A 23,335-nucleotide genomic window follows, 5' to 3' on the forward strand; every position below is an offset into this window, starting at 1 on the left:
ATCGCACCTCAATGCAGATTGGGCTGGTTGCCCATGCCTTTTTCATCAATCATCCTGCCCTTTTCGAACCGGTCAAAACGATATGCTGTTGCAGTGGGGTGGGGGGCGTCTTTTGCCAGTAGATGGGCAAAGCAATAGCCCGATGCCGGCGTCGCCTTGAACCCGCCATAACACCAGCCACCGTTAAAATAGAGCCCTTCGGTTTCAGTCCGATCAATGATGGGTGACCCGTCCATGGACATGTCCATAATGCCGCCCCACATCCGCAACAGCCGGGCGCGTCCGAAGGACGGGAAAATTGCCATGCCCCCTTCACAGACATCTTCGACGACAGGCAGATTGCCGCGCTGCGCGTAGGAGTTATAGCCGTCTATGTCACCGCCAAACACCAGCCCACCCTTGTCCGACTGGCTGCAATAAAAATGGCCAGCGCCAAAGGTGATGACGCCGGGCAACACCGGTTTGAGACCTTCGGAAACAAACGCCTGCAAGACATGGCTTTCCATTGGCAGCCGCATTCCCGCGTGCGACATCAGCCGGCTTGAGGAACCCGCGACCGCGCACCCAACCTTGCCCGCGCCAATAAAGCCGCGGGTCGTTTCCACTCCGGTGCATTTACCGTTTGCGATTCTGAAACCGGTCACTTCGCAATTCTGGATGATATCAACGCCGTGACTGTCAGCACCGCGCGCATAACCCCAAGCAACCGCATCGTGACGCACGGTGCCACCGCGATGCTGCGCTAGTCCGCCCTTGATAGGGAAACGCGCGTCGTCGGTGTTCAGGAAAGGGTAACGCGCCTTGATCTGTTCGGTACTCAGCATCTCGGCATCAGCACCATTGAGGATCATGGCATTGCCTCGGCGCGTAAAAGCATCACGCTGAGCATCGGAATGGATCAGGTTGAGAATGCCGCGCTGGCTTATCATGGCATTATAGTTGAAGTCCTGCTCTAGCCCTTCCCACAGCTTAAGCGAAAATTCATAGAAGGGTTCATTTCCATCAAGCAGGTAGTTTGACCGGATGATCGTGGTATTACGTCCAACATTCCCGCCACCGATCCAGCCCTTTTCAAGAACCGCAATACGTTTCTGGCCAAACTCCTTGGCCAGGTAATAGGCCGTGGCCAGACCGTGCCCACCTCCGCCGATGATCACAATGTCATAAGCCGCCTGCGGCTCGGGATCGCGCCACGCTGGCTGCCACCCTTTGTGGCCAGTTAACGCCTCTTTGATAACCCGCAGTCCTGAGTAGCGCATTTTAGACATCCCCTTTGCCCTAAGTCTAAGAAGAAGCACAAAATTGTCAGTCCGAGTTTGGACAGATTTCTTTGCAGATACGACAATGCTACCTGGAACTTGGAGCCCCCCTTACACATTGGTAAGAAAAAAACTTGATTGAGGGGAAAATAACGCCAAACTGCTCGAGAATGCATGCAAGCGGTCAATAGAATCGCTCTGCATTCCGGCGGTTCGCGACTGACGAAGCGTCCAATGCGCCGCACTGGGCGCAACCAACTAGGGAGTTTACAAATGATTAAGATGACCAAAGCTTTGACAGCTGGTGCCTTGGCGCTGATGTCGACGACCGCATTTGCCGCAGACAGCAGCGACCCCATTGTTATTCCGATCCACAACTGGTCAAGCCAGATTGTGATGTCCAATGTTGTGGGCCAGATTCTGGAGGAAAAAGGCAACAACGTTGAATACGTCACCACGGACAGCCAAGCGGTGTATGAATCCATTCGTCTGGGTGACGTCACCATGGAACTTGAAGTTTGGGAGGGTGCCTTTGGCGCGTCCTTCCGTGCCGCATTGGAGAAAGGCGGTATCGTTGATGTGGGTGACCACAATGCCGTCACGCGCGAAGACTGGTGGTATCCAATGTGGACCAAGGACGCCTGTCCCGGCCTGCCATCATGGGAAGCGTTGAACGATTGCGCGGCCATCTTTGCAACGGCGGAGACCGGCGAAAAGGGCCGTTATCTTGATGGTCCTGTGGATTGGCTTAAGCATGGTCAGGAGCGCGTTGCCGCACTCGACATGGATTTTGTTGTGGTAAATGCGGGCTCTGCGGCGGCGCTATGGGCCGAAATCGGTGCGGCGGAAGCGGATAAGCGCCCCGTTGTGGTCTTTAACTGGACCCCCAATTTCGCCGAGGCTGTTTGGCCTGGTGAATTTGTCGAATTCCCTGCCTGGGAAGATGGTTGTGACAAAGATCCAGCCGTGGGGCCAAACCCGGATGCGCTTTATGATTGCGGCAACCCTGCAACTGGTTACCTGAAAAAAGCGGCCTGGGATGGCATGGAAGCAAAGTGGCCGGATGCTTATGCAGTTCTGGAAAAGATCAGCTTTACCAACCCGCAAATCGCACAAATGGCAAAGCTCGTTGATATTGACGAACTGGAGCCCGAAGACGCAGCGGCCCAATGGTTGGAAGGCAATAAAGACGTTTGGGAAGCGTGGATCAACTAGGATTCAACTGATCGTTTGACACTCAACCCCCGTTCGGTCCTGCCGGACGGGGCAATTTATCCTAAGGATTACCATGCCAACCGATACCCCCGTCATCTCTTGTAAGAACGTCTGGAAGATTTTTGGTAAAGATCCCCGAGGCTATCTGGATAGCATGCAACCGGGGACGAGTTTCGATGATATGCGCGCCGCCGGCTATATCGCAGGCGTCAAGGATGTTTCCATCGACGTTCACCGTGGCGAAATGCTGGTGATCATGGGGCTTTCGGGCTCCGGCAAATCGACGCTGGTACGGTGCTTTTCGCGGCTGCATGACATCACTGGTGGTACAATTGATGTAGAGGGACAAGACATTATGTCGTTGCCCGAGAAAGAGCTGATCGACCTGCGGCGTTCCAAAATGGGGATGGTGTTTCAGTCGTTCGGGTTGCTGCCACATCGGACTGTTCTGGAAAACGTAGCTTTCCCGTTAGAAATGCGGGGTCAAGATAGACACACCCGCCGTGAACGCGCGCTGGAAGTCGTAAAACTGGTCGGGCTAGAGGGGCGCGAGGAATATTTCCCACGCGAGCTTTCTGGTGGCCAGCAACAACGCGTTGGTATTGCCCGCAGTCTGGCGATTGAACCCGATATCTGGTTTCTTGATGAACCGTTCAGCGCGCTTGACCCGCTTATCCGTAAGGAAATGCAGGATGAATTCCTGCGTTTGCAGCAGATGTTGAACAAATCCATCGTCTTTATCACCCACGATTTTGACGAAGCGCTGCGCCTTGCCGATCGTATCGCAATTATGAAAGACGGTGCCGTCGAGCAATGTGACACACCCGACCGCATTGTCCTGAACCCCGCCACCGAATATGTGCGCAAATTCACCGAAGACATCGACAAGGCGCGGGTTATTCATGCCGGTGCCTTGGCAACAACGGATAACAAAGGCGAGGGCGCGCCGGTTGACGCCAAGGCCACTGTACATGACATGGCGCGCATGTTGGTAAGCGATGCCCGCGACACCATTCCGGTGCAGCGCGACGGCCAAATTATCGGAGCGCTGGCGCGCAAGGCCGCTTTGGACGTCCTGCTTGGGGATGATAAATGAGCGACAATGTAGACAGGGCGCAAAAGCAGGTTGCAGCGCCCCAATTCGGCACCGCCACTATTGCGTTTGCTATGGTGGGCTTGGCCGTTCTTCTGACCTTGGTTCAATATGCTGGGGCATTACCTGAGTGGTTGCACCGCGTCCCCGAAGCTCTGGTACCGAATTTTGCAGGCTGGCTGGATGCGATTTTCTCTTTTGTAAAAGATGATCTGGGATTGCTCGCCCTTACCCGATTTCTGACCGAAGGGTTGGAATGGCTGCTTGATGCATCTGCCAACATATTTTTTGGCAAACGGCGTTGGCCAAATATCGGACCGATCCCCTGGACGGCGCTGGCCGCTGCCGTAGCGGTTGTTGGCTATTATCTTGGTGGCTGGCGGCTGGCCCTTATGGGCGGAGGCACATTTATCTGGACCGCCCTGATTGGCCAGTGGAAAATTGCGATGCAAACCCTTTCGGTGCTAGCGATTGCTGCCCCCCTTGCCTTTGTCATCGGATTATCGCTTGGGATCGCGGCCTGGAAATACGCCTGGGTTGACCGGGCCATCAAGCCGATCCTGTCGGTATTGCAAACATTGCCATTCTTTACCTATCTGCTGCCGGCTGTGATCTTTTTCAAAGTGGGGCCAACCGCGGGGGCTGTGGCGACAACAATCTATGCCATTCCACCTATGATCCTGATGACCACTTTGGGGCTGCAAAAAGTATCTGACGAGGTTGTAGAAGCCGGCAAGATGAGTGGCTGCTCCAAGTTCCAGATGCTGCGTTACGTCTATTTGCCCTCAGCGCGCACCGAAATCCTTGTTGGTGTGAATCAGGTGATCATGCTCTGTCTTGCTATGGTGGTCCTGACCGCCTTTATTGGGATGCCGGGCTTGGGTGCCAAATTGCTGGCGATGATGGGCAGTTTCAAATTGGGTCGTTCTTTTGAGATCGGCGTGACGATTGTATTACTTGCAGTGACATTGGACCGGATGTCCAAGGCATGGGTTATCAAACAGCCCGAGCATTTCGAGCGGGATACACCTTTCTGGAAACGGCATCAGATGTTGTTGTTGGGATTGGTCTTATTTGTCTTTTTCACTTTGCTGTCATGGGTGATGCCAATTGCTGGAGAAATTGGTCGGGGTCAGGATTTCTCTCAGGGCAAAGAACTGGATAACCTGATCAAGTGGTTTCTGAATATTGACTGGGTCAAAGCGACCACCGGATTTTTGCGCGCGTTCCTGAATGTGAAGGTATTGATCCCGTTCCGTAATTTTATGCTGTCGATCCCGACCCCTGCGTTCATACTTTTGGTTGCGGCCTTTGCATTGGCGCTGGCTGGGCGAAAACAGGCGATTTATGCACTGGTCTTCTTTGGTTTTGTGGCCCTATCGGGGTGGTGGGACCGCGCGATCATCACACTTTATTCCGTTACCGCAGCTGTTGCACTGGCCGCCTTGATCGGCCTGCCCATCGCGATCTTGGCTGCACGATCAGAGGCTTGGGCCAAGAGGATGCTCTTGATCTGTGATACGGCGCAGACGTTCCCCAGTTTTATTTATCTGATCCCTGCAATCATGCTTTTTGGAATCACCGACATCGCCGTGATCTTCTCAATCCTGGTTTTCGCAATGGTGCCGCTAATCCGCTATACCATTGAAGGGTTGCGTACTGTACCGCCCGAGATGACCGAAGCCGCTGATATGTCGGGGGCGACCAGTTGGCAAAAGCTCTGGAATGTACAAATCCCGCTTGCTTTGCCGACCATGGCGGTTGGATTTAACCAGGCGATCATGTTTGCGTTTTTTATGGTCATCATTGCGGCCTTTATCGGGACGCAGGATCTGGGGCAGGAGCTTCAACGCACATTGGCGGGAACCGATTTGGGCAAGAACTTTGTGCTGGGTATATGTGTTGCTTTGATGGCGCTTACCTTTGACCTCACCATCATGAAATGGGCCGCAGACAAGAAGCGCGCCATGGGACTAACTTAGAGTACCTATCAGTAATACCCATTCAGGTCGGCAATTTGGTTTCCCGTCGCGAATGCCCAATTGTTGCGGGCCGCCAGTTGGCAATCCAGTGCGGCCCTTAAAATAATCGTTCAACGGCTTGTGAATATTGTCATCCAGAATACTACCTGACGGTATCCTCACATCATTATGCGTGGGTTCTCAAGGATCCCTGCAACCCGGTAATCTTGATTATGTTATAAATTTAGCAGTTATGCCAGTGCGCCGGCGCATTCCACATCTGAGAAATCCGCATGGTCTGTCAAATAACTTTCACAAACCCGTGCCATCCAGCCCGTACATTGCCACACCAACTGGCAGCAGGCCATTTCAGTCTATTCAAAGGAAATCCGTCATGGACCACCCATCCCTTCAAGATATCTCATGGGACGAATTCGATGAACATCGCGACCCGCGTCCGGCGGACAACGGCTTTGATCAAGTTGTAGAACGGGCCGTTTCACGTCGTGGCTTTTTGAGCGGCATTCTGGCCTTTGGTTCCGGTGCTGCGGTTTTTGGCAGCGGTGTTCTTGGGTCCTCCACATCGGCGCGTGCGCAATCCGCCGGCTTTCCTTTCGAGCCCATCGGAATTTCCACCGACAGCGATATCCACGTACCTGCGGGTTACCAGTGGAAAACACTGGTGCGTTGGGGCGATCCGCTGTTTTCAGACGCAGCCAACAGCTATTCCGCAGACACCGGCGTGTCACTTGAAAAATCCGATCGGGTATTCGGCGAGAACACCGATGGCATGGAGCTGTTCGAAATTGAGGGCAAAGAGGTTCTGGTTGTTAACTCGGAATATGCAAATCCCAAAATCAACCTGCCTGCGGCCTCCGAAGGTACACCGCGTACTGCAGATGAGGTTTCCCTGCTAAAGAACATTCAAGGTGTCACGGTGATGGAAATCGCACAGGATGCCGATGGCTATAAACCGGTCATCGACAGCCCGCTCAACCGGCGTATCACCCATGAGACCCAGATGACCATAGACGGGCCGGCCGCGGGTTCCGATCTGTTGAAAACCAATGCGGATCCCGCCGGGCTTTCTCCGAAGGGGACGATGAACAACTGCGGGTCGGGCAGAACGCTTTGGGGCACCTACCTGACTTGCGAAGAGAACTTTAACGGCTATTTCGGAGCCACGGGCAGCTATGAGGTAACCGATGGGCTTGCGCGCTACGGCATTGGTGGCAAAAGCCGCTATGCCTATGAAAAGTTCGACGACCGGTTCGACCTCAGCACGGAACCAAACGAGCCCAACCGCCACGGCTGGGTGACAGAGATCGACCCGACAAACCCCAACAGCACCCCTGTTAAACACACCGCTCTGGGCCGTTTCAAACACGAGAACGCCGAAATGGTAACCGCCAAAGACGGGCGTGTTGTGGTCTATATGGGTGACGACGAACGGGGCGAATTCATCTATAAATATATTTCCAATGATGTCTGGGTAGAAGGCGGGCCAACGCAGAACCTGCTGTCAGAGGGCACACTCTATGTTGCGCGGTTCAACGATGACCAAAGCGGCGATTGGCTGGCCCTGACGCCGGAAACCACGGGCATGTCCGTCAATGACATTCTGGTGTTTTCACGTCTGGCCGGCTCCAAGGTCGGCGCGACCACCATGGATCGCCCGGAATGGATCGCCGCAAACCCGCTGCGTTGCGAAGCTTACTGCGCCCTGACGAACAACAAAAACCGCGGCGTCAAACCGAACGCCGGTGGTGATGCAACACCGGTTGGCGGCCCGAACCCACGCGAAACCAACAAATTTGGTCAGATCGTTCGATGGCGCCCGATGAGCGAGGATCACGGATCGGATCGTTTCACCTGGGACCTTTACGTGATGGCGGGCAACCCCACAGCCTATAACAACATCTACGCCGGGTCAGAAAACATCACCGAAGGGAATATGTTCAACTCACCCGACGGGATGGCCTTTGACACCACGGGCATGCTGTGGATCCAGACCGATGGCAACGATTCAAACGAAGGTGATTTCGAGGGTCAGGGCAACAACCAGATGCTGGTCGGCAATCCCGAAACCGGCGAAATCGCCCGTTTCCTGACAGCCCCAAAGGGGGCTGAAGTTACCGGCCTGTGTTGGTCTCTTGATCGCAAGGTCGCCTTTGTCGGCATCCAGCACCCCGGCGCAAGCTGGCCCGATGGCAACGGCAAACCACGTTCTTCGGTAATCGCCGTGTGGCGCGACAATGGCGACACCATCGGCTAACATCCAGTCGGGTATCAAGATTGGGGGGCGGCGCATTGCGCTGCCGCCCCCTGTCCCCCCCTTTGGCAAGCGCGGGGGATGGTATCTGAGGTCAATTGCGCGCCACAAAACACAAACGGTGCCCGTTAGGCTTTGGTCACCCCATCCATCGGCAACCCTCGTTTGGCGATGGCATTGCGCGTATCTATGACAGGACATCCCAACTTAAGAAGTGGCTCGTATTCAACCGCGTCGTGATCAGTTGCAATCACCACAACATCAAACCCGCCATCCGCAATTGCATCTACCGAAAGTGCCGTCTGCCCTTCAAACATCGCATAATCCCGCATCGGCGGAATGACCGGCACATGCGGATCAACAAAAGCAACCTCCGCACCCGCCTCGTCAAACAATTGCATCAAGCGCATCGCGGGGCTTTCGCGCATGTCTGAGACGTTTTTCTTATAGGCCACACCGACCAACAACACCTTTGCCCCGTTCAAACCCTTGCCTTTTTCAAGGTCCAAGACCTCGCGGGTGCGATGTACAATATGATGGGGCATGTTGGTGTTGATTTCGCCGGCCAATTCGACAAAACGGGTCGGCACGTCAAACGCGCGGGCCCGCCACGTCAGGTAAAACGGGTCAATCGGAATGCAATGCCCGCCAAGTCCGGGTCCGGGATAGAACGGCATAAACCCAAAAGGTTTGGTTGCAGCACCGTCGATCACCTCCCAAATGTCGATACCCATCTCGTCGTAGATCAGCTTGAGTTCGTTCACCAAAGCAATGTTCACCGAACGAAAAATGTTCTCGGTAATCTTTACGGCTTCGGCCACCGTCGGATTGGGCACTGTCACAACGGTTTCCACGACAGCGCCGTAAAAAGCTTCCATCATCGCCTGTGCGTCTGGCCCGTCGCCAGCAATCACCTTGGGAATGGTTTTCGTGCGGTAGGTCGCATTGCCGGGGTCTTCCCTTTCCGGGGAATAACCGACGAAAATGTCCCGCCCGATGGCGTGCCCACTTTCGGCCAGAAGCGGTTTCATCACCTCTTCGGTTGTGCCCGGCCATGTGGTCGATTCAAGCACCACCAAAGTGTCTGGCGTCATGTGTTTGGCAATCACCCGCGCGGTATCTTCGACAAAGGAAAGGTCAGGTTCCCGGTGCTGGTTCAACGGCGTGGGCACGCAAATCACCACGACGTCACATTCTTTGATCCGGCTAAAGTCAACCGTCCAGTCCGACAGGTCTGCCGTTGCTTCGATATCTGCATCCGATACCGCCTCGATATAGCTGTGACCGCTATAAAGCTTGTCGATCTTACCGGCATCCACATCAAAGCCGATCACGCGGTATCCGGCCTTGGCCGATGCATTGGCGAGTGGCAGCCCCACATAACCAAGGCCAACAATCCCGATGGTTGCATCGATTTTTTTCAGTTTCTCAAGAAGTAACATCAGAATTTCCCTGACAGTCCGCAATATCGTCTGGCGCCCGGCCAATCCGGCAGACCGTCAGCGCCTTGATATAGGTATTCGCGCGGCTTTTGCCACCCCTGCCCTGCCCTGTGGGTCTGTGCATGTATCCATCGGGCATACACTGAACTGCCCGCGGGCGGCGGGTCACTCAGCCGTCAGATCATCCTTTGCGCAGGATCGAGGTCACCGCCCGCAACACCGGATCGGCGCTTCTGTCCGCCGCATGGACAAACAGCACGCGCACAGCCTTTTCGACCTCCATCAGGATATCCACCTCGCCGGCATCTACAGCAGCCCGCGCAGTATCAGCATGAAGCAACCCGATCCCGACCCCGCCAGCGATCAATGTGCGTGTCACACTTTCCCGGTCAATCTGGATTGTTTGTTTCGGGCGCAGATTATGGGCGCAAAACAATTTTTCGATCGCCAACCCGCAGCAGGTGCCAGAATTCGGTACGATCCAGACCTGACGCACAAGGCTGTGCCAATCCAACGCCTGACCCTTGGGAACAAGTCCGGCAGGTGCTGCCAAATAGGTTCCGAAGCGGGCCGTTTCGATGGTCACCAAATCCGCCTCCAGATCCTCACTTGTCACGCAGAAACCTGCGTCCAGATCCCCTGCCCTCACGCCGGTCAAAACCTCAGGCGATGTTGCATGAATCAGATTTACGTCCACCTGCGGGTAATGCTCGGCCAAAGCAATCATCAACGCCCCCACCCCATCGCCGGGAGCGTTTGCCGCACCGGCCAACCGGAACGGCCCCGCCACGGTTCCCCGCATCTGTACCGCTTCGCGGATCACTGCGGCATGAGCCTGAAGGGCCTTCTGTGACGCATTCAGGATTGCGCGACCCTCAGTGGTCAATTCCATCCCGCGCGTTGTCCGCTCGAACAGCGTCAGCGCCAATATCTCTTCCAAAGCTTTGATTTGCGCACTGACCGCTGGCTGGCTGAGGTTCAGCTTTTCTGCCGCCCGCGTAATGCTGCCGGTATCGGCAACCGCTGAAAACGTCCTCAGCTGGTGAAAATCCATCGGCCTATACCCCTATAAACGCCCCAGAATGTGCCACCAAAGAATATCAAGCGGCAATAACACCAGCACCGTTAGGGCGAACATTACCAAACACAGCTTTGTAATGACACCAAGAGACAGGTTCGCGATTTCTTTGGCGACAATCAACGGCGGTGCCTGATAGGGCAGCAGCGGCGTTGAAAACGCAATCACCTGCGCCATCAATACGGTGCTTAACCCAAGGCCGGAAAACCCTGCCAGCGTTTCCGCCAGCGGTGTCACAATGACCGGCACTGTGGCGACATTTGTGAGTGTTGCAATCACAGCAGAGAAACCGGCCACAAGGCCAATGCCTTGAAGCTTGCCCGTGACATCGGGCAGGGCTTTGGCGGCCTCGGCGAGTGCATCACCAACCCCTGCGTCTGCAATAATCGCGCCGACGCCCAGAAAACCCGCCAGAAACAACAATCCGCCTAGACCGATGTCCGTTTTCAGACAGGTCGGGCTGACCAGACCGGAGTGTGGCACCAAACAAACAAGCGCTGCGGCCATGCCAATCCAGGCCGGTGAAATACCGTGAATCCCATCCGTCAGCCAAAGGCCCAAGGTGACCATCAACACAAAACCAAGACGTTTAGCCGCTGGTGACAGCCGTGGCGGGGCGGCACGTTTTATCTTCTGCGGCGCCGGTGCCGGAAACAGCAAGGGCACAACAATGATCAGACAGAGTGCCTTTAGCATACCCAGCACAGGAAAGTGCAAAAGCAGGTAGTTGAAATAGGAAACCCGCAGGCCATAAATTGCCTCGGCTGAACCCGAAAGGATCATATTGGGCGTATTCGCCGGCAGGATCGCAAACGCCGGCAGAAATGTCCCGAAGGCCGCGCCCAGCAACATCCCCGTTCGCCCGTTGCTGCCAGTTTCATATCCGGCTTCTTCCACCAGCAATCCCACCACAGGTAGCAAGATCATCAACCGCACCATCGCAGACGGCAGGACAAAAGCCAGCAGCACGCCTGCAAGGACACAGCCCGCCACAGCCATACGGTAGCTTTGACCCAGAAACCGGCCGACAAGGGGCGACACTGACTGCCCAAGGCCCGTATGGGTCATCGCAGCGCTGAGAACCAACCCGGCAAAGAACAGCCAAAACGTCGGCGAAGTAAATCCCGAGAACACCACGATGGGCGCTGCCAACCCCAGAACCGACGCCACCAAGATAAACAACAGCGCGGTCCATGCTTCGGGCACAATTCCCGTCGCCCAAAGCGCCAGACAAACAGCCGCCAGAATAACGGGTGCCGCAGGTGCCCCGGGCAGGATGTACTGGGCAAACAGCACACTGGCCCCGGTGACGCAAAACACAACCATCCACTTGAAGAAAGACGGCCAGGGAAAGGGCGCGGAATTTATCGTATCCGCCGGTACATTCAATCGATGTGTCATGCCGCGTAAATGTCAGGGAATTTCAAAGAATTCCAATCGTGATTTCCGAGGGTCATCCTCATCAAAACCGAGGGGCATGGCCCCTACCGGCTCCGTCGGGGGCGCAATCGCCCTGCCCTGCCTGATTGTCCCACAATATTGCGGTGGAACCTAAGTCGATATTCACCTATCCACCGTGATGCCGACAGCACCCCAGTTACCGACAGAGACTTATTGCCATGACCGACAATTTCGACGCCCAAAAGACCCAGACCGCGGATTGGTTTCGCCAGCTGCGTGATGACATCGTAAGTGCGTTTCACGCATTGGAAGACCGCCACCCGTCGGAGGCCCCCGCGGGCCGTGTCGAAGTGCGCAAAACCAAGCGTAGCGCGGAAGACGGATCGGACGCAGGCGGCGGTGAAATGAGCGTCATGCGCGGCGGCAGAGTGTTCGAAAAAGTCGGGGTGAATATCTCGACCGTCCACGGCACACTTGGCGAACGCGCACAATCCGCAATGGCGGCCCGAAAGGGCATCCCGGGAATGGCGGATGATCCGCGGTTCTGGGCATCCGGCATTTCCCTCGTGGCCCACATGCAGAACCCGCATTGCCCGGCGGTACATATGAACACCCGCATGTTCTGGACCCCGCATGCCTGGTGGTTCGGCGGCGGTGCCGACCTGAACCCATGCATCGAATATGATGACGACACCGCCCATTTCCACGCGGAAATGAAGAACGCCTGCGACCCGCATGGCGAAACGCTCTATGACGAGCTAAAGAAATGGGCCGATGAATATTTCTATATTCCGCACCGCAAGCGGGCACGCGGCGTTGGTGGCATTTTCTATGATGACCGGAACACAGGTCACTGGGCCGCGGACTTCGATCTGACCAAAGATGTCGGCAGTGCCTTTCTACCTGCTTTTGTGCCGCTGATTGACAAGCGCCACAGCACCCCTTGGTCAGAAGCAGACAAAGACACGCAGCTGCGCCACCGCGGGCTTTATGCCGAATACAACCTCGTCTATGATCGTGGCACTAAATTCGGGCTGGAAACCGGCCATGACCCGGACGCCGTTTTGATGAGCCTGCCACCGATGGCTAAATGGTACTAGCTAACAGACAGGGCGCGGCACAAACTGCGGCACACAGCGACGGATTAAATTGCCAACCAACGGGCACCGGATTGACAGGAACGCGCCCGCGATGCCAAAAACTTTGGATCACTTGCAACCACGCGCGTCCTGTGTGCAAACGGTGTTTTTTACAGGGGTGGTTCTGGCCCTCCCTTTGCTCTGACCTGAAAGTCTGCTGATGAATATGCTCAAGATCGTTGCGGTACCCATGCACAATGAGGGGCGCAAGTTTGTTGCAATCTTTGCCGCTATCACTGCTGTACTTTTCTTTGTCTGGGCACCGCTTTTCTGGCTGGGTGTTGGCGCAACAGTCTGGTGTTATTACTTTTTCCGAGATCCGGTGCGAGTCATTCCGCAACAGGAAGGATTGGTTATCTCGCCGGCTGACGGGGTGGTTTCCTTGATCGAGGATGTCGCCCCCTCCCCCGATCTGGGACTGGGTGACGAACCGCTGACCCGGGTGTCGGTGTTCATGAACGTCTTTAACTGCCATGTGAATCGCGCGCCCATCGCCGGTAAAGTGGTCAATATTGTCTATCGGCACGGAAAGTTCCTGAACGCCTCGTTGGACAAGGCAAGCGAACATAACGAACGCAACAGCCTTACCATCGAAACCGACGAAGGTGTCCGCATCGGTGTTGTGCAAATCGCGGGCCTTGTGGCGCGCCGGATCGTTTGCTTCGTGCAAGAAGGCAGCCTGCTGGGGGCCGGTCACCGGTTCGGGTTGATCCGCTTTGGAAGCCGTCTGGACATTTACCTGCCCAAGGGGGTTTCACCACTGGTTTCAGTCGGACAAACCGCCGTCGCAGGGGAAACCATCCTTGCCGATCTGCGCGACCCGACACGCCAGCGGCCCGGTGTTCCTGAATGAGCCATACGTCGAAAATCAAGCTGCGCCATATCGTGCCAAGCGTGGTTACTGTATTTGCCATCTGCGCCGGTATGACCTCAATCAGAATGAGCCTTGAGGGCCGTCTGGAAGTGGCACTATATTTTATTCTGTTGGCTGTTTTTCTAGACGCCGCTGACGGGAAACTGGCGCGTTTTCTTGATACCGCAAGCCCCTTTGGCGCTGAACTGGATACGCTGGCAGATTTCTTTAACTTCGGGATCGTGCCGGGGGTGCTGCTGTATCACACCCTCTATATGAACACTCATTATGCCAATCTGGGCTGGCTTGCCTCCTTGGTTCTGGCGGTCTGCTGTGCCCTGCGACTGGCGCGGTTCAATCTGGCGCTGGACGACAGCGATGTTTCGCTGAAAAAGGACGAGTATTTCGTCGGCGTGCCTGCCCCCGCGCTGGCTTGTCTCGCGTTGATGCCGGTATTCATGTACCTGCACGGCTGGGAAAACTCTGATTTTCCAATCCTGCGGGCGTTCTATATCATCGGTGTTGGCCTTTTGGCCGTCAGTACCGTGCCGACCTATTCTATCAAACACGCCAGCATCAAACGCAGCCATCTGCCCATTGTGGTGATTGCTGCCATGGTGCTTGTGGTCTGCCTGATGGTCTATCCTTGGCCCACATTGATCATCGGCAATTGCCTGTACCTCACATCCCTGCCGTTCTCCTACAGAGCCCAAACCAAACGCAGCGCGACAGGCGGCTAGTACCCAAGGGCACAGCCGTCCTTGCGCGGATCAGAGCCGGCGATTAGCACCCCGGCCTCGTGATCTATTTCGATGATCTGGCCGCCGCCAATCGGAGACGTGGAAAACGCCGCAGAGTGCCCCTTGGCAATCAACCCGTCCAAGACTCCCTGCCACAACGTCGGCTCAACCTCCAAAGAGCCGTCCGGCTTCCAGAACACACGCGGGCTGTCCAGTGCTGCCTGTGGGTCCATGCCGAAATCAACCATATTGCTGATCACATGGGCATGGCCGCAGGGCTGGTAATGCCCGCCCATCACACCAAAGCAATAGCGGGGCTTGCCCCCTGCCATTGCCATCGCCGGAATGATCGTATGCAATGGGCGCTTGCCCCCCTCGATGGTATTGGGATGCCCCGCCATCACACGAAAACCGGCACCCCGGTTTTGCAGGTGGATACCGGTCTTTTCTGTGACAATCCCTGAACCAAACCCCTTGAAAACCGAGTTGATCAGCGACACCGCCATGCCATCGCGATCGACACAACTTAGATAAATTGTATCGCTTTGAAAATTCGGATCAACTGGCGGCAAATCAGTGTTGCGGCGGGCCGGATCAATCGTTGCGCGCAATCCCTTGTGCCAGGCCTTGTCGATCAGGGCCTCAACACTCACCCCCATGGTCTGCACATCGCCAATATGCGCATCTCGGATAGCATAGCCAATGCGCGCGGCTTCAAGCTCCAGATGCAAGCGCTCGACGCTATTTGGCGCAAAGGACGCAATGTCGAAACCTTCCAACAGGTTCAGGATAATTTGCGCGGTGATGCCTGTGCCATTTGGCGGCAACTCTGCCAGATCAATATCGCGGTATCCTGATGCCACAGGGGTGCAGGGATCGGCAACATGGTTGGCCAAATCCTCCTCGGTCATTACACCACCACGGCGGCGCAATTCGGCCACGATATCCGCGGCGACGCTCCCCTCATAGAAACCTCGCGCACCCTGTGCCGCGATTGTTCTAAGGGTCGTAGCCAATGCAGGAAGCCGATGTATCGTGCCCATATTTGGGGGCCGACCATCGATCAGGTAATGTTTGCTGCCTGCCCCCTGTTCCATCAGCTTGACGGCGCAATCGCTCCAGTCCGACCAGACACGTGGATAGACAACAAAGCCCTCCTCTGCCGCGTGAATGGCCGGCTGCAGGGCAGCGTCCAACCCGATGGTCCCATGGCTTTCCAACAGGCTCTCCCAGCTCTTTACAACGCCGGGGACAGTCACCGCATGAGGAGAGGAATCGTCCATTTCCTGCCAGCCCTGTGCGCGCAGCATCTCGCTGGACAGGGCCGCAGGTGCCCGACCGGATGAGTTCAATCCATAAAGCGGTTTGCCAGGCTGCGAGATAAGGGCAAAACCGTCACCGCCAATGCCCGTCATTGCCGGTTCAACCACCGTCAGCACCGCCGCTGCTGTCACGGCCGCATCAACGGCATTGTCGCCCCGTTTCAGAACCTCCAGCCCTGCTTGTGTCGCCAACGGGTGCGATGTCGCCAAGGCACCATTTGCTGCATAAATCGGAGATCGCTTCGGCTCGTGGAAGTCACGCATCGGTTTAGGTCCTCTAATCGCTCTGCATCAAGCTATCCAGTCTTTAGAATAAAGAAAATGGATTACCAAGGGGTTTCACTTTATTGAATTTAATCAAGTGCTTAACGTCAATCAAATCCGACGAACCGGGCCATTTCGTCAACTTCACGACGTATTGAAACCACATCATTCGCCGCAAAATCTTCGTTTGGCCACCCCAGTGCAACACAGGTCATGATCACCTGATCGTCTGGGATTTGTGCATGTTCACGAACGACGGGCGATTGCATGATCCCCTGCCCGTTGATCACCGCGCCCAGCCCACGCGACCAAGCGGCCAGAACCAAACCATAGGTCACCGCACCCAGATCGAAATGCGCAATCGTGCCCCCCTCAAGGGATTTGTCAAAAGTCACGACAATCGACACCGGCGCATCAAACTGACGAAAGCCGCGCATCACCCAATCCTGGCGCATCGCCTTGTCATCGCGGGCGATACCCATGGCGGCAAACAACTGCTTGGCGATTCCAACCTGCCGGTCCCGGTGTGGCCCTTCGTAGGCCCCATGATCGACAATCTCTCTGACCGGCGGGACACCTTGCATCATGCGGGTCGAATTCCCCTCGCGGATTTTCTCAAGCGGCTCGCCGGTCAGGACATGCAGATGCCACGGCTGCGTGTTCATCGAAGAGGGCGCGCGGTTGGCCAGCGCGATAATTTCCTCCAGCAGGGCGCGTGGGACCTTCTTGTCTTGAAACCCCCGGATTGACCGGCGCTCCATCATGGCCTGATCTAATTGCATTGTCGTTCCTCCCTGTTATCGGAAGTATGCTAGCCCCCGATCAGATCAAGAACCATCCGGCGGCCTTGTAAGTGACGTATCGTCACGAAGAACGCCCCCTACCCTTTCTCCAGCTTGGCCTGAAGGTCCAGCATCAGGGCTTTTGCCATCTCTTGTGACAGACCCTTACCCCTGAATCTGATCACAAACCCATCATCTGAATTTTCCGCCTGCATGGTCACACCGGTTGATGTACGCAATGTGTCGCCACTCCAGCCGGTCTTTGGCGTTGCAGCACGGGGCCGCCCGCCACGGCTCGGGGCGTCCCCGGTGGATGATTGTTCGGCCAGAACACTTTCGATCAAGGTCAATTCAGATTTCGGATCCGTAACCTGCGCTGCACCCAGAACCTCGCGCAACCGGGTTTCAGCCCCGGTTCGCACCCCCTGCGCCAGCCTCAGCCCATCCTTCTCACGCAAGCTTTCGGGAAACTGAAGGACATCGCCCAAAGCTTCGAAGATCATCGCAAAAGATCTGATCTTGCTGCGTTTGGCTTTGGAAGCTGCCGCAAACATCTCTGCGACAGCGGCCTCTGTTGTGGGGAACGCCCCTTGCTGTGTGGCGATAACGGCAATGCGGCCGCGTTCATAATGGCTGAGGTCCTGCCGGATTTCGTTTTCCTCGACCATGGCAACAAAGGCGCCGCCAATCTGATCCGGATCACGCACAACCGCCTTGATCCGCGAAAACCGATCTTCTCCGGTGCGGGCCAACAGGTTCTGTTGGGCAATCAACCGCCGATAGCCTGACAAAAGGCCATAACGTTTGCCGCCTGCCGCGTTGGTTAAGACGTAGACCTCGACCGGCAAACGGAGCCCATGGGCCGCGATCGAATGCTGCAACTCATCCAGTGATTCAGCGTCCATCACGGTGCGATCCCGCTGCATCGACATGGCTTCGATTTCTGCCAGCGGGATTTCCTTGATCAGCCGCCCCTGACCTTCGGCATCGCGATAGGCGGCGGCTTCCGCCTCGTCTCGGCGCATTTCCGGTGTGCCGGCCTGAAGCGCGCCAGCCGTATCGGCGGCGACCTGCGCAATGGGCGCGGAAATTGGATGGGCAGGGGTTTCGCGGCGAAACTCCTCTTCGATCCGACCCAAGGCATCCGCCGAGGGGGCCTCTAGTTTACGTCGCTTGGCCATCGTTGCCCTCCTGCTCGTTCAACTCCTGAAGGTCGCGCCACCACGTCCCCAGCAGCACTTCCTTGACCTCTGCCCATGTCCGATCGAATGCTTCCCGACCACGTACATATGTGTCCCTATTGAACTCCCGATAATCGGCTTCGTAGATGCCGTTTACCTGTTCACCCGCCTGCCCGACCATGGCTGTGACCTCCTGCCGATAGGTGGTCATGAAGTCACCGAAATAGGCCTGAATGACATTCGCAAGGTCGGTTTGCTGGCTTGCGTCAAACCGGGTGATCAGGGCCCGCACCGCGTCCCATTCAAACTTCATCTCCGACAGCCCCTCCTGCCGCCTAATCCGGTTTTCGCCCTCTTCAATGCTGGCGAAGGTGGAATAGAGCATGTCAAAGAACCGGCCCGTCGAGTCAAACTCAAGAAAGGACGCACCAAGTGGCACCAACAGAATATCCGCCGCGGCCAATGCGTTGATTGTCAGATACCCAAGGGCAGGGGGCGTATCGAGCAGAATGATGTCATAATCATCAAGAATACCTTCGCTTTCCAATGCGTTGGTCAATGCGTCCCAAAGCGGCCAACTGCGCACCTGCATCCGCCACACCGGCACCTGAAACTCAGCCCAATACAAATTCAGCTGCGCACCAATCAGATCAATGTTTGGCCAATGAGTTTCCTGGATGAGGTTTCGCGGCGAAACCTCAAGGCTCTCTGTCAGAGTTTCGTCAAACGGCAACTCCGGCGTCCCTTTGGCGCGGCGCACCGTGTTCTCCGCCTGCAAGTGACGTGCGAAATCCTTGGCAATCAGGGGGAAAGCCGTCGACCATTCATCGGGGACATCCCCTCCCATGATTGATGTCAGCGACCCCTGGGAATCCAGATCAATGACCAACACGCGATAACCGTCCAGCGCCGCAGACATCGCGAGATGCGCACAGGTTGAGGTTTTGCCAACACCGCCTTTGAAATTCGCAACCGATACAATCTTGGCCGGCAGCCCCTCGGGACGCCAGGATTTATACTGTTTGTTCGAGGCACCTTCGGTGGCAAAATGTTCGCGCAGCGTCAGCACCTCTTCAAGCGTGAACCACTTGCTTCCTGCCTCACCAGTACCTTGTGGCAAATCAGGGTTTGCCTTGAGAACGCGACGCAAATGGGCTGGCGCGACGTCGATCAGATAGCGGCAGATTTCCCATGTGGAGAACCGGCGCAGCCGTTTTTTTCCGTCAGGCGCATATCCGCGCTTGGCCAGATCATCGCGCCCCTTTGCAGCAAAGGCCGCGGCTTTTGCGAATCGTGCAGTATCAATAGGCTCACCAAGGCGGCTCGCAGCCTTGGCCGGATCAATGTTGAAATAGGGGGGCGGGGGTGCTTTGGGTGTTAAGGCCATATGTCCTCTGGTATGTGCGCTGTTTTCACGCGTATTCGCGAGTTTATCGCACACTCTAGGCCGATTGGGAATTCCTTGGAAGGACTGTCGGCAAATTCATAAGCATAATAAATCAAACAACAAACTATGTAGTATCTTTCAGTATCTTTATGATGTTTGTTGAATATAATCTATTTATTTTCAGTTGGTTATAGGTGTTTGGGCGCCTAGTTACGGTAGCAAGGGTGCCGCTTTACAGTTTTTAAGGGACCCGGATACGGGAGGAAGCGCCCCGATTCGCGGTATAAGGGGGACCATGATGCAGGACCGGTCGAATTAGAGACTTTTTGAGCCCTGTTAGACCCTGTTGTTCGATTTGAGTGAAATGCCTATCCTGTAGATTGGTACCTTTAGCTTGAATTCGCCGCCCTGGCTGCTCCCTATCTAGGGCACCTGTCTTTTCCTTGCCAGCAGGTTCCTTTTGGCCCATGATGCGGCATGATCGAAGAAAACTTCGGCGGGCAGGACGATGAGCAGGCAAAACAAGAGTGAAGATATTCCAAAAGACCGGTTAACGGGTGCCTTGCGGCGTGGGTCGGTTAAAAAGCACGTGGCAGCGATTCATGTGTCCGGCAAGCTGACGCTGTTGCAGCGCAAGCTGAGCAATGTTCTTTTGTTGAACGCCTATGACACGCTGACAACCGGTCAGGTTCATATGATCGACGCCCGCACCCTGTGCTTGATGATTGGTTATAACTCCAACGACATGGACACCCTCAAAGCGAGCCTGCGTGGCCTTGCAGAGACTGTTGCCGAATGGGACATGCTGGATGATCAGGGGCAACAGGAATGGGGTGTTTCCAGTTTGCTAAGCTACGCACGCCTTAAGGGCGGGGTCTGCGAATATGCCTATTCGCCGGCGCTGGCGGCAAAGCTGAACGATCCGGCGGTATTTGCGCTGATCAATTTGAATATTCAGCGCCGTTTCACCTCGGGCCATGCTTTGGCGCTTTATGAGAACTGCTACCGGTTTATCCGCACCGGCAGTACCGGCTGGTGGTCTCTTGATTTGTTCCGTCGGTTGATGGGAGTCGAGGACAGCGAATATTACGCGATCTACAAACATCTGAACGCCAAGATTATCAAAACCGCAGTTGCCGAAGTGAACAAGACGTCGAATATCGTCGTCACACCCGAGATCCGCAAACGGGGCAGGGCGGTGACCGATATCCGTTTCAAGATCAGCGAGAACCCACAGCTGGCGATTCTCGATCTGGATGACGGAACCGGTGTACGCCGGTCGGATGTATATGCCCGATTGCAGGCGCTGGGGGTAAGCGACCGATTGGCCCGCCAGTGGATCGCACAGCATGGCGAAGACCATATCGCCGAGAAAATCGCCTATGTGAGCCAACAGCGCAATGTGAAGAACCCTGTGGGATATCTTTCTGCCGCCCTCCGGGACGGGTTCAGCGCAGAGGCAAGGCCCGCCGCGGTCTCGACGTCACGCGCGAAGGATCTGGAACGTATTCGTGATCTGGTTGCGTCGCGCACACCAACCCAACGGGATGCGGACAGACGGTTGTTCATGTCAAAAATTGACTCGGCTGATGCCCTTGCCGATTTTGAACGGCATGGTTGGATGTCGGCGCTGAATACAGTCTCTATCAAGGCATTCTGGCAGGAAATGGTGCCGGACAGCTTTGACAGCCCGTCTTGATTGTCGGCAGTCGATAGACATCCCGCCAGCACAGTCATTACTGACGGGATGGTCGCATTAGTCTTTGAACACCGCAAGGCCCAGCCATTCGGCCACTACGGCGGGGGTCTCCTCCCCTTCGATTTCGATGGTCAGGATATTGGTCCGCAAGAGATCGGTCTTGCTGCGAGCCTTGACCTCTTTCAGGGTAAATCGGCCCCGCAACCGGCTACCGGCACGGACTGGCATCAGAAATCGTATTTTGTTCATACCATAGTTGATGCCCATGACCTGACCGGGCAACATCGCAAAACAATCATAGGCAAAGCGGCTGGCAAGTGACAACGTCAGGAACCCGTGGGCAATGGTGCCCCCGAAAGGGGTTTCAGCGGCCGCGCGTTCTGGATCCGTATGAATCCACTGCGTATCCTGAGTGGTTTGCGCAAACTGGTCGATCATCGGTTGATCAACGGTAATCCAGTTCGAAACGCCAACTTCGGTCCCAATTTGTTTTTCCGCTTCGGAAAGGGCAGTTTGCAAGGAGGACATCTGCGGCCTCCTTATGACGGGTCTGCGGCAACGCGCACCATGCGCTTGCCTTTGTTTTCGCCGGCAAGCAGACCGATCAACGCCTGCGGGGCATTTTCCAGCCCGTCAACGATGTCTTCTGTTACCTTGATCTGGCCAGTGCCAACCCAATGCTGCATCGCACGGATGCATTTTTCATCGTTATGCGCAAAATCCATCACGATAAAACCTTCCATCTTGAGGCGCTTAACCACGATCACACCTGGCAGGTTGCGCGGGCCGCTTGGGGCGTCGGTGTCATACTGGCTGATTGCACCGCAGCAGATCACCCGGCCTTTTTCATTCATGAAATTCAAAGAAGATTCCAGAATTTTCCCGCCGACATTGTCGAAATAGACATCGACGCCATTAGGGCAGGCGGCGGCCAGTTTTTTGCTTAGGCCAGCTTCGCGGTAATCAATACAGGCGTCAAAGCCGAGTTCATTCTCGACCCATTTGCATTTCTCCGCCCCGCCAGCGATGCCAACAACGCGACAGCCAAGCGCCTTGGCGATCTGGCCTACGTAGCCGCCAACGGATCCCGCCGCAGCTGAGACCAGAACCGTTTCACCTGCCACGGGGTTCCCGATCGAAAGCAACCCGTGATAGGCTGTTTTCCCCGCGATACCGTAGACCGACATAAGGTGCGAAAGAGTCTCTACCTTGGGCAGTTTCTGTACTTTGCGGGCGTTGGCTGTGATGTAGTCCGACCATGTTGCTTCGGCGGCGACAATATCTCCGATGGCCAGTCGCGGACTGTTGGATTCCATAACTTCGCAGACGGCGTAGGTTGGCATAGGGTCGCCGGCCTGAACTGCGGCGCGATAGGTCGCGCCCTTCATCCAGGACCGGTTTGCAGCATCGATTGACATCAATATGACGCGCAACAGGACTTCGCCGTCCCCCGCGACGGGCATTTCATTCTCTACCAAGGCGAAATGGTCCTGTGATAGGGCATCAGTGGGAAGTTCAGCGACGGTGATCTGGCGGTTTTGCATGGGATGTGTCCTATTGTGATGAAACAGAAAGAGGTGAAAGATGAAAGAGGCACGGCAGCACAGGTTTAGACCTGCCAAAGGTGCGGCGGATTTGTTGTTGATACGGCACGGCGAAACGCAAGCGGCGGTGCGCGGCGAGAGCTTTCCGATGATCGAAGGGCAGGGCGATCCGGCGCTGCGCCCTGAAGGAGAGGCGCAGGCCGCCGCGGTTGGCGAAAGGTTGAAAACAGAGCCTATCTCGGCTGTTTTCGTCACAACCATGCAGCGCACTCATCAAACGGCGGCCCCCCTGGCGCGGCATTTGGGTATCGTACCGAAGGTCGAGCGTGACCTGCGGGAGGTCTTCCTTGGGGATTGGGATGGCGGCGAATTCCGGTTTCGGGCGGCGGACAACGATCCTGCCATCCTGCGGGCGCGCGCGCGTCAGGAATGGGGTGAGCTGCCCGGTGCGGAAACCACCGCGCAACTGCAAACGCGGGTGCGGGCGGGGTTGTTGCGGATTGCGCAGGCCCACCCGGACGAGTTGGTTGCGGTTGTCGTGCATGGCGGTGTCATCGCCGCTGCCTTGTCCATCGCAACCGGATCCCCTGCCTTTGCTTTCAACGGCGCGGACAACGGATCGATCAGTCGCCTTGTGATCCGCGGCGAAGAGATGACCCTGCGTGGTTTTAATGATGTGTCGCATTTAAGGAGCTAAAGCCCG

At 55.9% G+C, this 23,335-nt stretch carries 19 protein-coding genes; 9 read left to right on the plus strand and 10 right to left on the minus strand.

Annotation, left to right across the window (positions count from 1 at the left end; all coding sequences use genetic code 11):
* Positions 1-8: 8 nt before the first annotated feature.
* Complete coding sequence (locus HKX44_RS19140) at positions 9-1,259, minus strand: sarcosine oxidase subunit beta family protein (RefSeq protein WP_276152994.1); 1,251 nt, start codon at positions 1,257-1,259, stop codon at positions 9-11.
* Between the two features lie 273 nt (positions 1,260-1,532).
* Between HKX44_RS19140 and HKX44_RS19145 the strand changes: the two genes are divergently transcribed.
* The 4 genes from HKX44_RS19145 to HKX44_RS19160 all read left to right on the plus strand — a co-directional run bounded on the left by HKX44_RS19145 (position 1,533) and on the right by HKX44_RS19160 (position 7,803).
* The gene (locus tag HKX44_RS19145) at positions 1,533-2,474 is read left to right on the plus strand and encodes an ABC transporter substrate-binding protein (protein ID WP_276152995.1); all 942 of its coding nucleotides are present in this window, start codon (positions 1,533-1,535) and stop codon (positions 2,472-2,474) included.
* A gap of 73 nt (positions 2,475-2,547) precedes the next feature.
* On the plus strand, positions 2,548-3,570 hold the full coding sequence (locus HKX44_RS19150) for a betaine/proline/choline family ABC transporter ATP-binding protein (protein ID WP_276152996.1): 1,023 nt from the start codon (positions 2,548-2,550) through the stop codon (positions 3,568-3,570).
* Positions 3,567-5,549 (plus strand): ABC transporter permease subunit, encoded by a 1,983-nt coding sequence (locus HKX44_RS19155; RefSeq protein WP_276152997.1) that lies wholly within the window; start codon positions 3,567-3,569, stop codon positions 5,547-5,549. Before HKX44_RS19150 ends, HKX44_RS19155 begins: the two co-directional genes overlap by 4 nt.
* 373 nt (positions 5,550-5,922) lie before the next feature.
* Positions 5,923-7,803 (plus strand): PhoX family phosphatase, encoded by a 1,881-nt coding sequence (locus HKX44_RS19160; protein ID WP_276152998.1) that lies wholly within the window; start codon positions 5,923-5,925, stop codon positions 7,801-7,803.
* A 125-nt stretch (positions 7,804-7,928) separates the two neighbouring features.
* On the opposite strand, the gene HKX44_RS19165 is transcribed toward HKX44_RS19160, so the two are convergent.
* The 3 genes from HKX44_RS19165 to HKX44_RS19175 all read right to left on the minus strand — a co-directional run bounded on the left by HKX44_RS19165 (position 7,929) and on the right by HKX44_RS19175 (position 11,721).
* On the minus strand, positions 7,929-9,242 hold the full coding sequence (locus tag HKX44_RS19165) for a nucleotide sugar dehydrogenase (protein WP_276153163.1): 1,314 nt from the start codon (positions 9,240-9,242) through the stop codon (positions 7,929-7,931).
* Positions 9,243-9,423: 181 nt separating this feature from the next.
* On the minus strand, positions 9,424-10,296 hold the full coding sequence (locus tag HKX44_RS19170; protein ID WP_276152887.1) for a LysR family transcriptional regulator: 873 nt from the start codon (positions 10,294-10,296) through the stop codon (positions 9,424-9,426).
* A gap of 12 nt (positions 10,297-10,308) precedes the next feature.
* Positions 10,309-11,721 carry an SLC13 family permease gene (locus HKX44_RS19175; protein ID WP_276152888.1) on the minus strand — a complete coding sequence of 471 codons (1,413 nt, stop codon included), beginning with the start codon at positions 11,719-11,721 and terminating at the stop codon, positions 10,309-10,311.
* A gap of 218 nt (positions 11,722-11,939) precedes the next feature.
* Between HKX44_RS19175 and hemF the strand changes: the two genes are divergently transcribed.
* From hemF to HKX44_RS19190, 3 genes are all read left to right on the plus strand, one after another.
* Positions 11,940-12,821 carry an oxygen-dependent coproporphyrinogen oxidase gene (hemF, locus tag HKX44_RS19180; protein WP_276152889.1) on the plus strand — a complete coding sequence of 294 codons (882 nt, stop codon included), beginning with the start codon at positions 11,940-11,942 and terminating at the stop codon, positions 12,819-12,821.
* Positions 12,822-13,020: 199 nt separating this feature from the next.
* A complete protein-coding gene (locus tag HKX44_RS19185; RefSeq protein ID WP_276152890.1) occupies positions 13,021-13,713 on the plus strand; it encodes a phosphatidylserine decarboxylase in 693 nt (230 codons plus the stop codon).
* On the plus strand, positions 13,710-14,453 hold the full coding sequence (locus HKX44_RS19190) for a phosphatidylcholine/phosphatidylserine synthase (protein ID WP_276152891.1): 744 nt from the start codon (positions 13,710-13,712) through the stop codon (positions 14,451-14,453). The genes HKX44_RS19185 and HKX44_RS19190 overlap by 4 nt, the downstream gene beginning before the upstream one ends.
* Here HKX44_RS19190 and HKX44_RS19195 read toward each other — a convergent pair.
* From HKX44_RS19195 to HKX44_RS19210, 4 genes are all read right to left on the minus strand, one after another.
* Complete coding sequence (locus HKX44_RS19195; RefSeq protein WP_276152892.1) at positions 14,450-16,039, minus strand: gamma-glutamyltransferase family protein; 1,590 nt, start codon at positions 16,037-16,039, stop codon at positions 14,450-14,452. The genes HKX44_RS19190 and HKX44_RS19195 overlap by 4 nt on opposite strands.
* A 107-nt stretch (positions 16,040-16,146) precedes the next feature.
* Positions 16,147-16,821, minus strand: coding sequence for a nitroreductase (locus HKX44_RS19200; protein ID WP_276152893.1), 675 nt, complete (start codon positions 16,819-16,821; stop codon positions 16,147-16,149).
* A 98-nt stretch (positions 16,822-16,919) separates the two neighbouring features.
* On the minus strand, positions 16,920-18,002 hold the full coding sequence (locus HKX44_RS19205; RefSeq protein WP_276152894.1) for a ParB N-terminal domain-containing protein: 1,083 nt from the start codon (positions 18,000-18,002) through the stop codon (positions 16,920-16,922).
* Complete coding sequence (locus tag HKX44_RS19210) at positions 17,986-19,389, minus strand: AAA family ATPase (RefSeq protein WP_276152895.1); 1,404 nt, start codon at positions 19,387-19,389, stop codon at positions 17,986-17,988. The genes HKX44_RS19205 and HKX44_RS19210 overlap by 17 nt, the downstream gene beginning before the upstream one ends.
* 508 nt (positions 19,390-19,897) lie before the next feature.
* On the opposite strand from HKX44_RS19210, the gene HKX44_RS19215 reads away from it, so the two are divergent.
* Positions 19,898-21,088 carry a replication initiation protein gene (locus tag HKX44_RS19215; RefSeq protein ID WP_276152896.1) on the plus strand — a complete coding sequence of 397 codons (1,191 nt, stop codon included), beginning with the start codon at positions 19,898-19,900 and terminating at the stop codon, positions 21,086-21,088.
* Between the two features lie 57 nt (positions 21,089-21,145).
* Here the strand turns inward: HKX44_RS19215 and HKX44_RS19220 are convergent, their stop codons facing one another.
* The gene (locus HKX44_RS19220) at positions 21,146-21,616 is read right to left on the minus strand and encodes a MaoC family dehydratase (protein WP_276152897.1); all 471 of its coding nucleotides are present in this window, start codon (positions 21,614-21,616) and stop codon (positions 21,146-21,148) included.
* Positions 21,617-21,627: 11 nt separating this feature from the next.
* Complete coding sequence (locus tag HKX44_RS19225) at positions 21,628-22,632, minus strand: NADP-dependent oxidoreductase (RefSeq protein ID WP_276152898.1); 1,005 nt, start codon at positions 22,630-22,632, stop codon at positions 21,628-21,630.
* Positions 22,633-22,672: 40 nt separating this feature from the next.
* Here HKX44_RS19225 and HKX44_RS19230 point away from each other — a divergent pair, with 40 nt between their 5' ends.
* On the plus strand, positions 22,673-23,329 hold the full coding sequence (locus HKX44_RS19230) for a histidine phosphatase family protein (RefSeq protein ID WP_276152899.1): 657 nt from the start codon (positions 22,673-22,675) through the stop codon (positions 23,327-23,329).
* Positions 23,330-23,335 lie beyond the last annotated feature (6 nt).

The sequence above is a fragment of the Sulfitobacter sp. M05 genome, from assembly GCF_029285175.1.
In the GTDB taxonomy this organism is placed as follows: Bacteria; Pseudomonadota; Alphaproteobacteria; order Rhodobacterales; family Rhodobacteraceae; genus Sulfitobacter.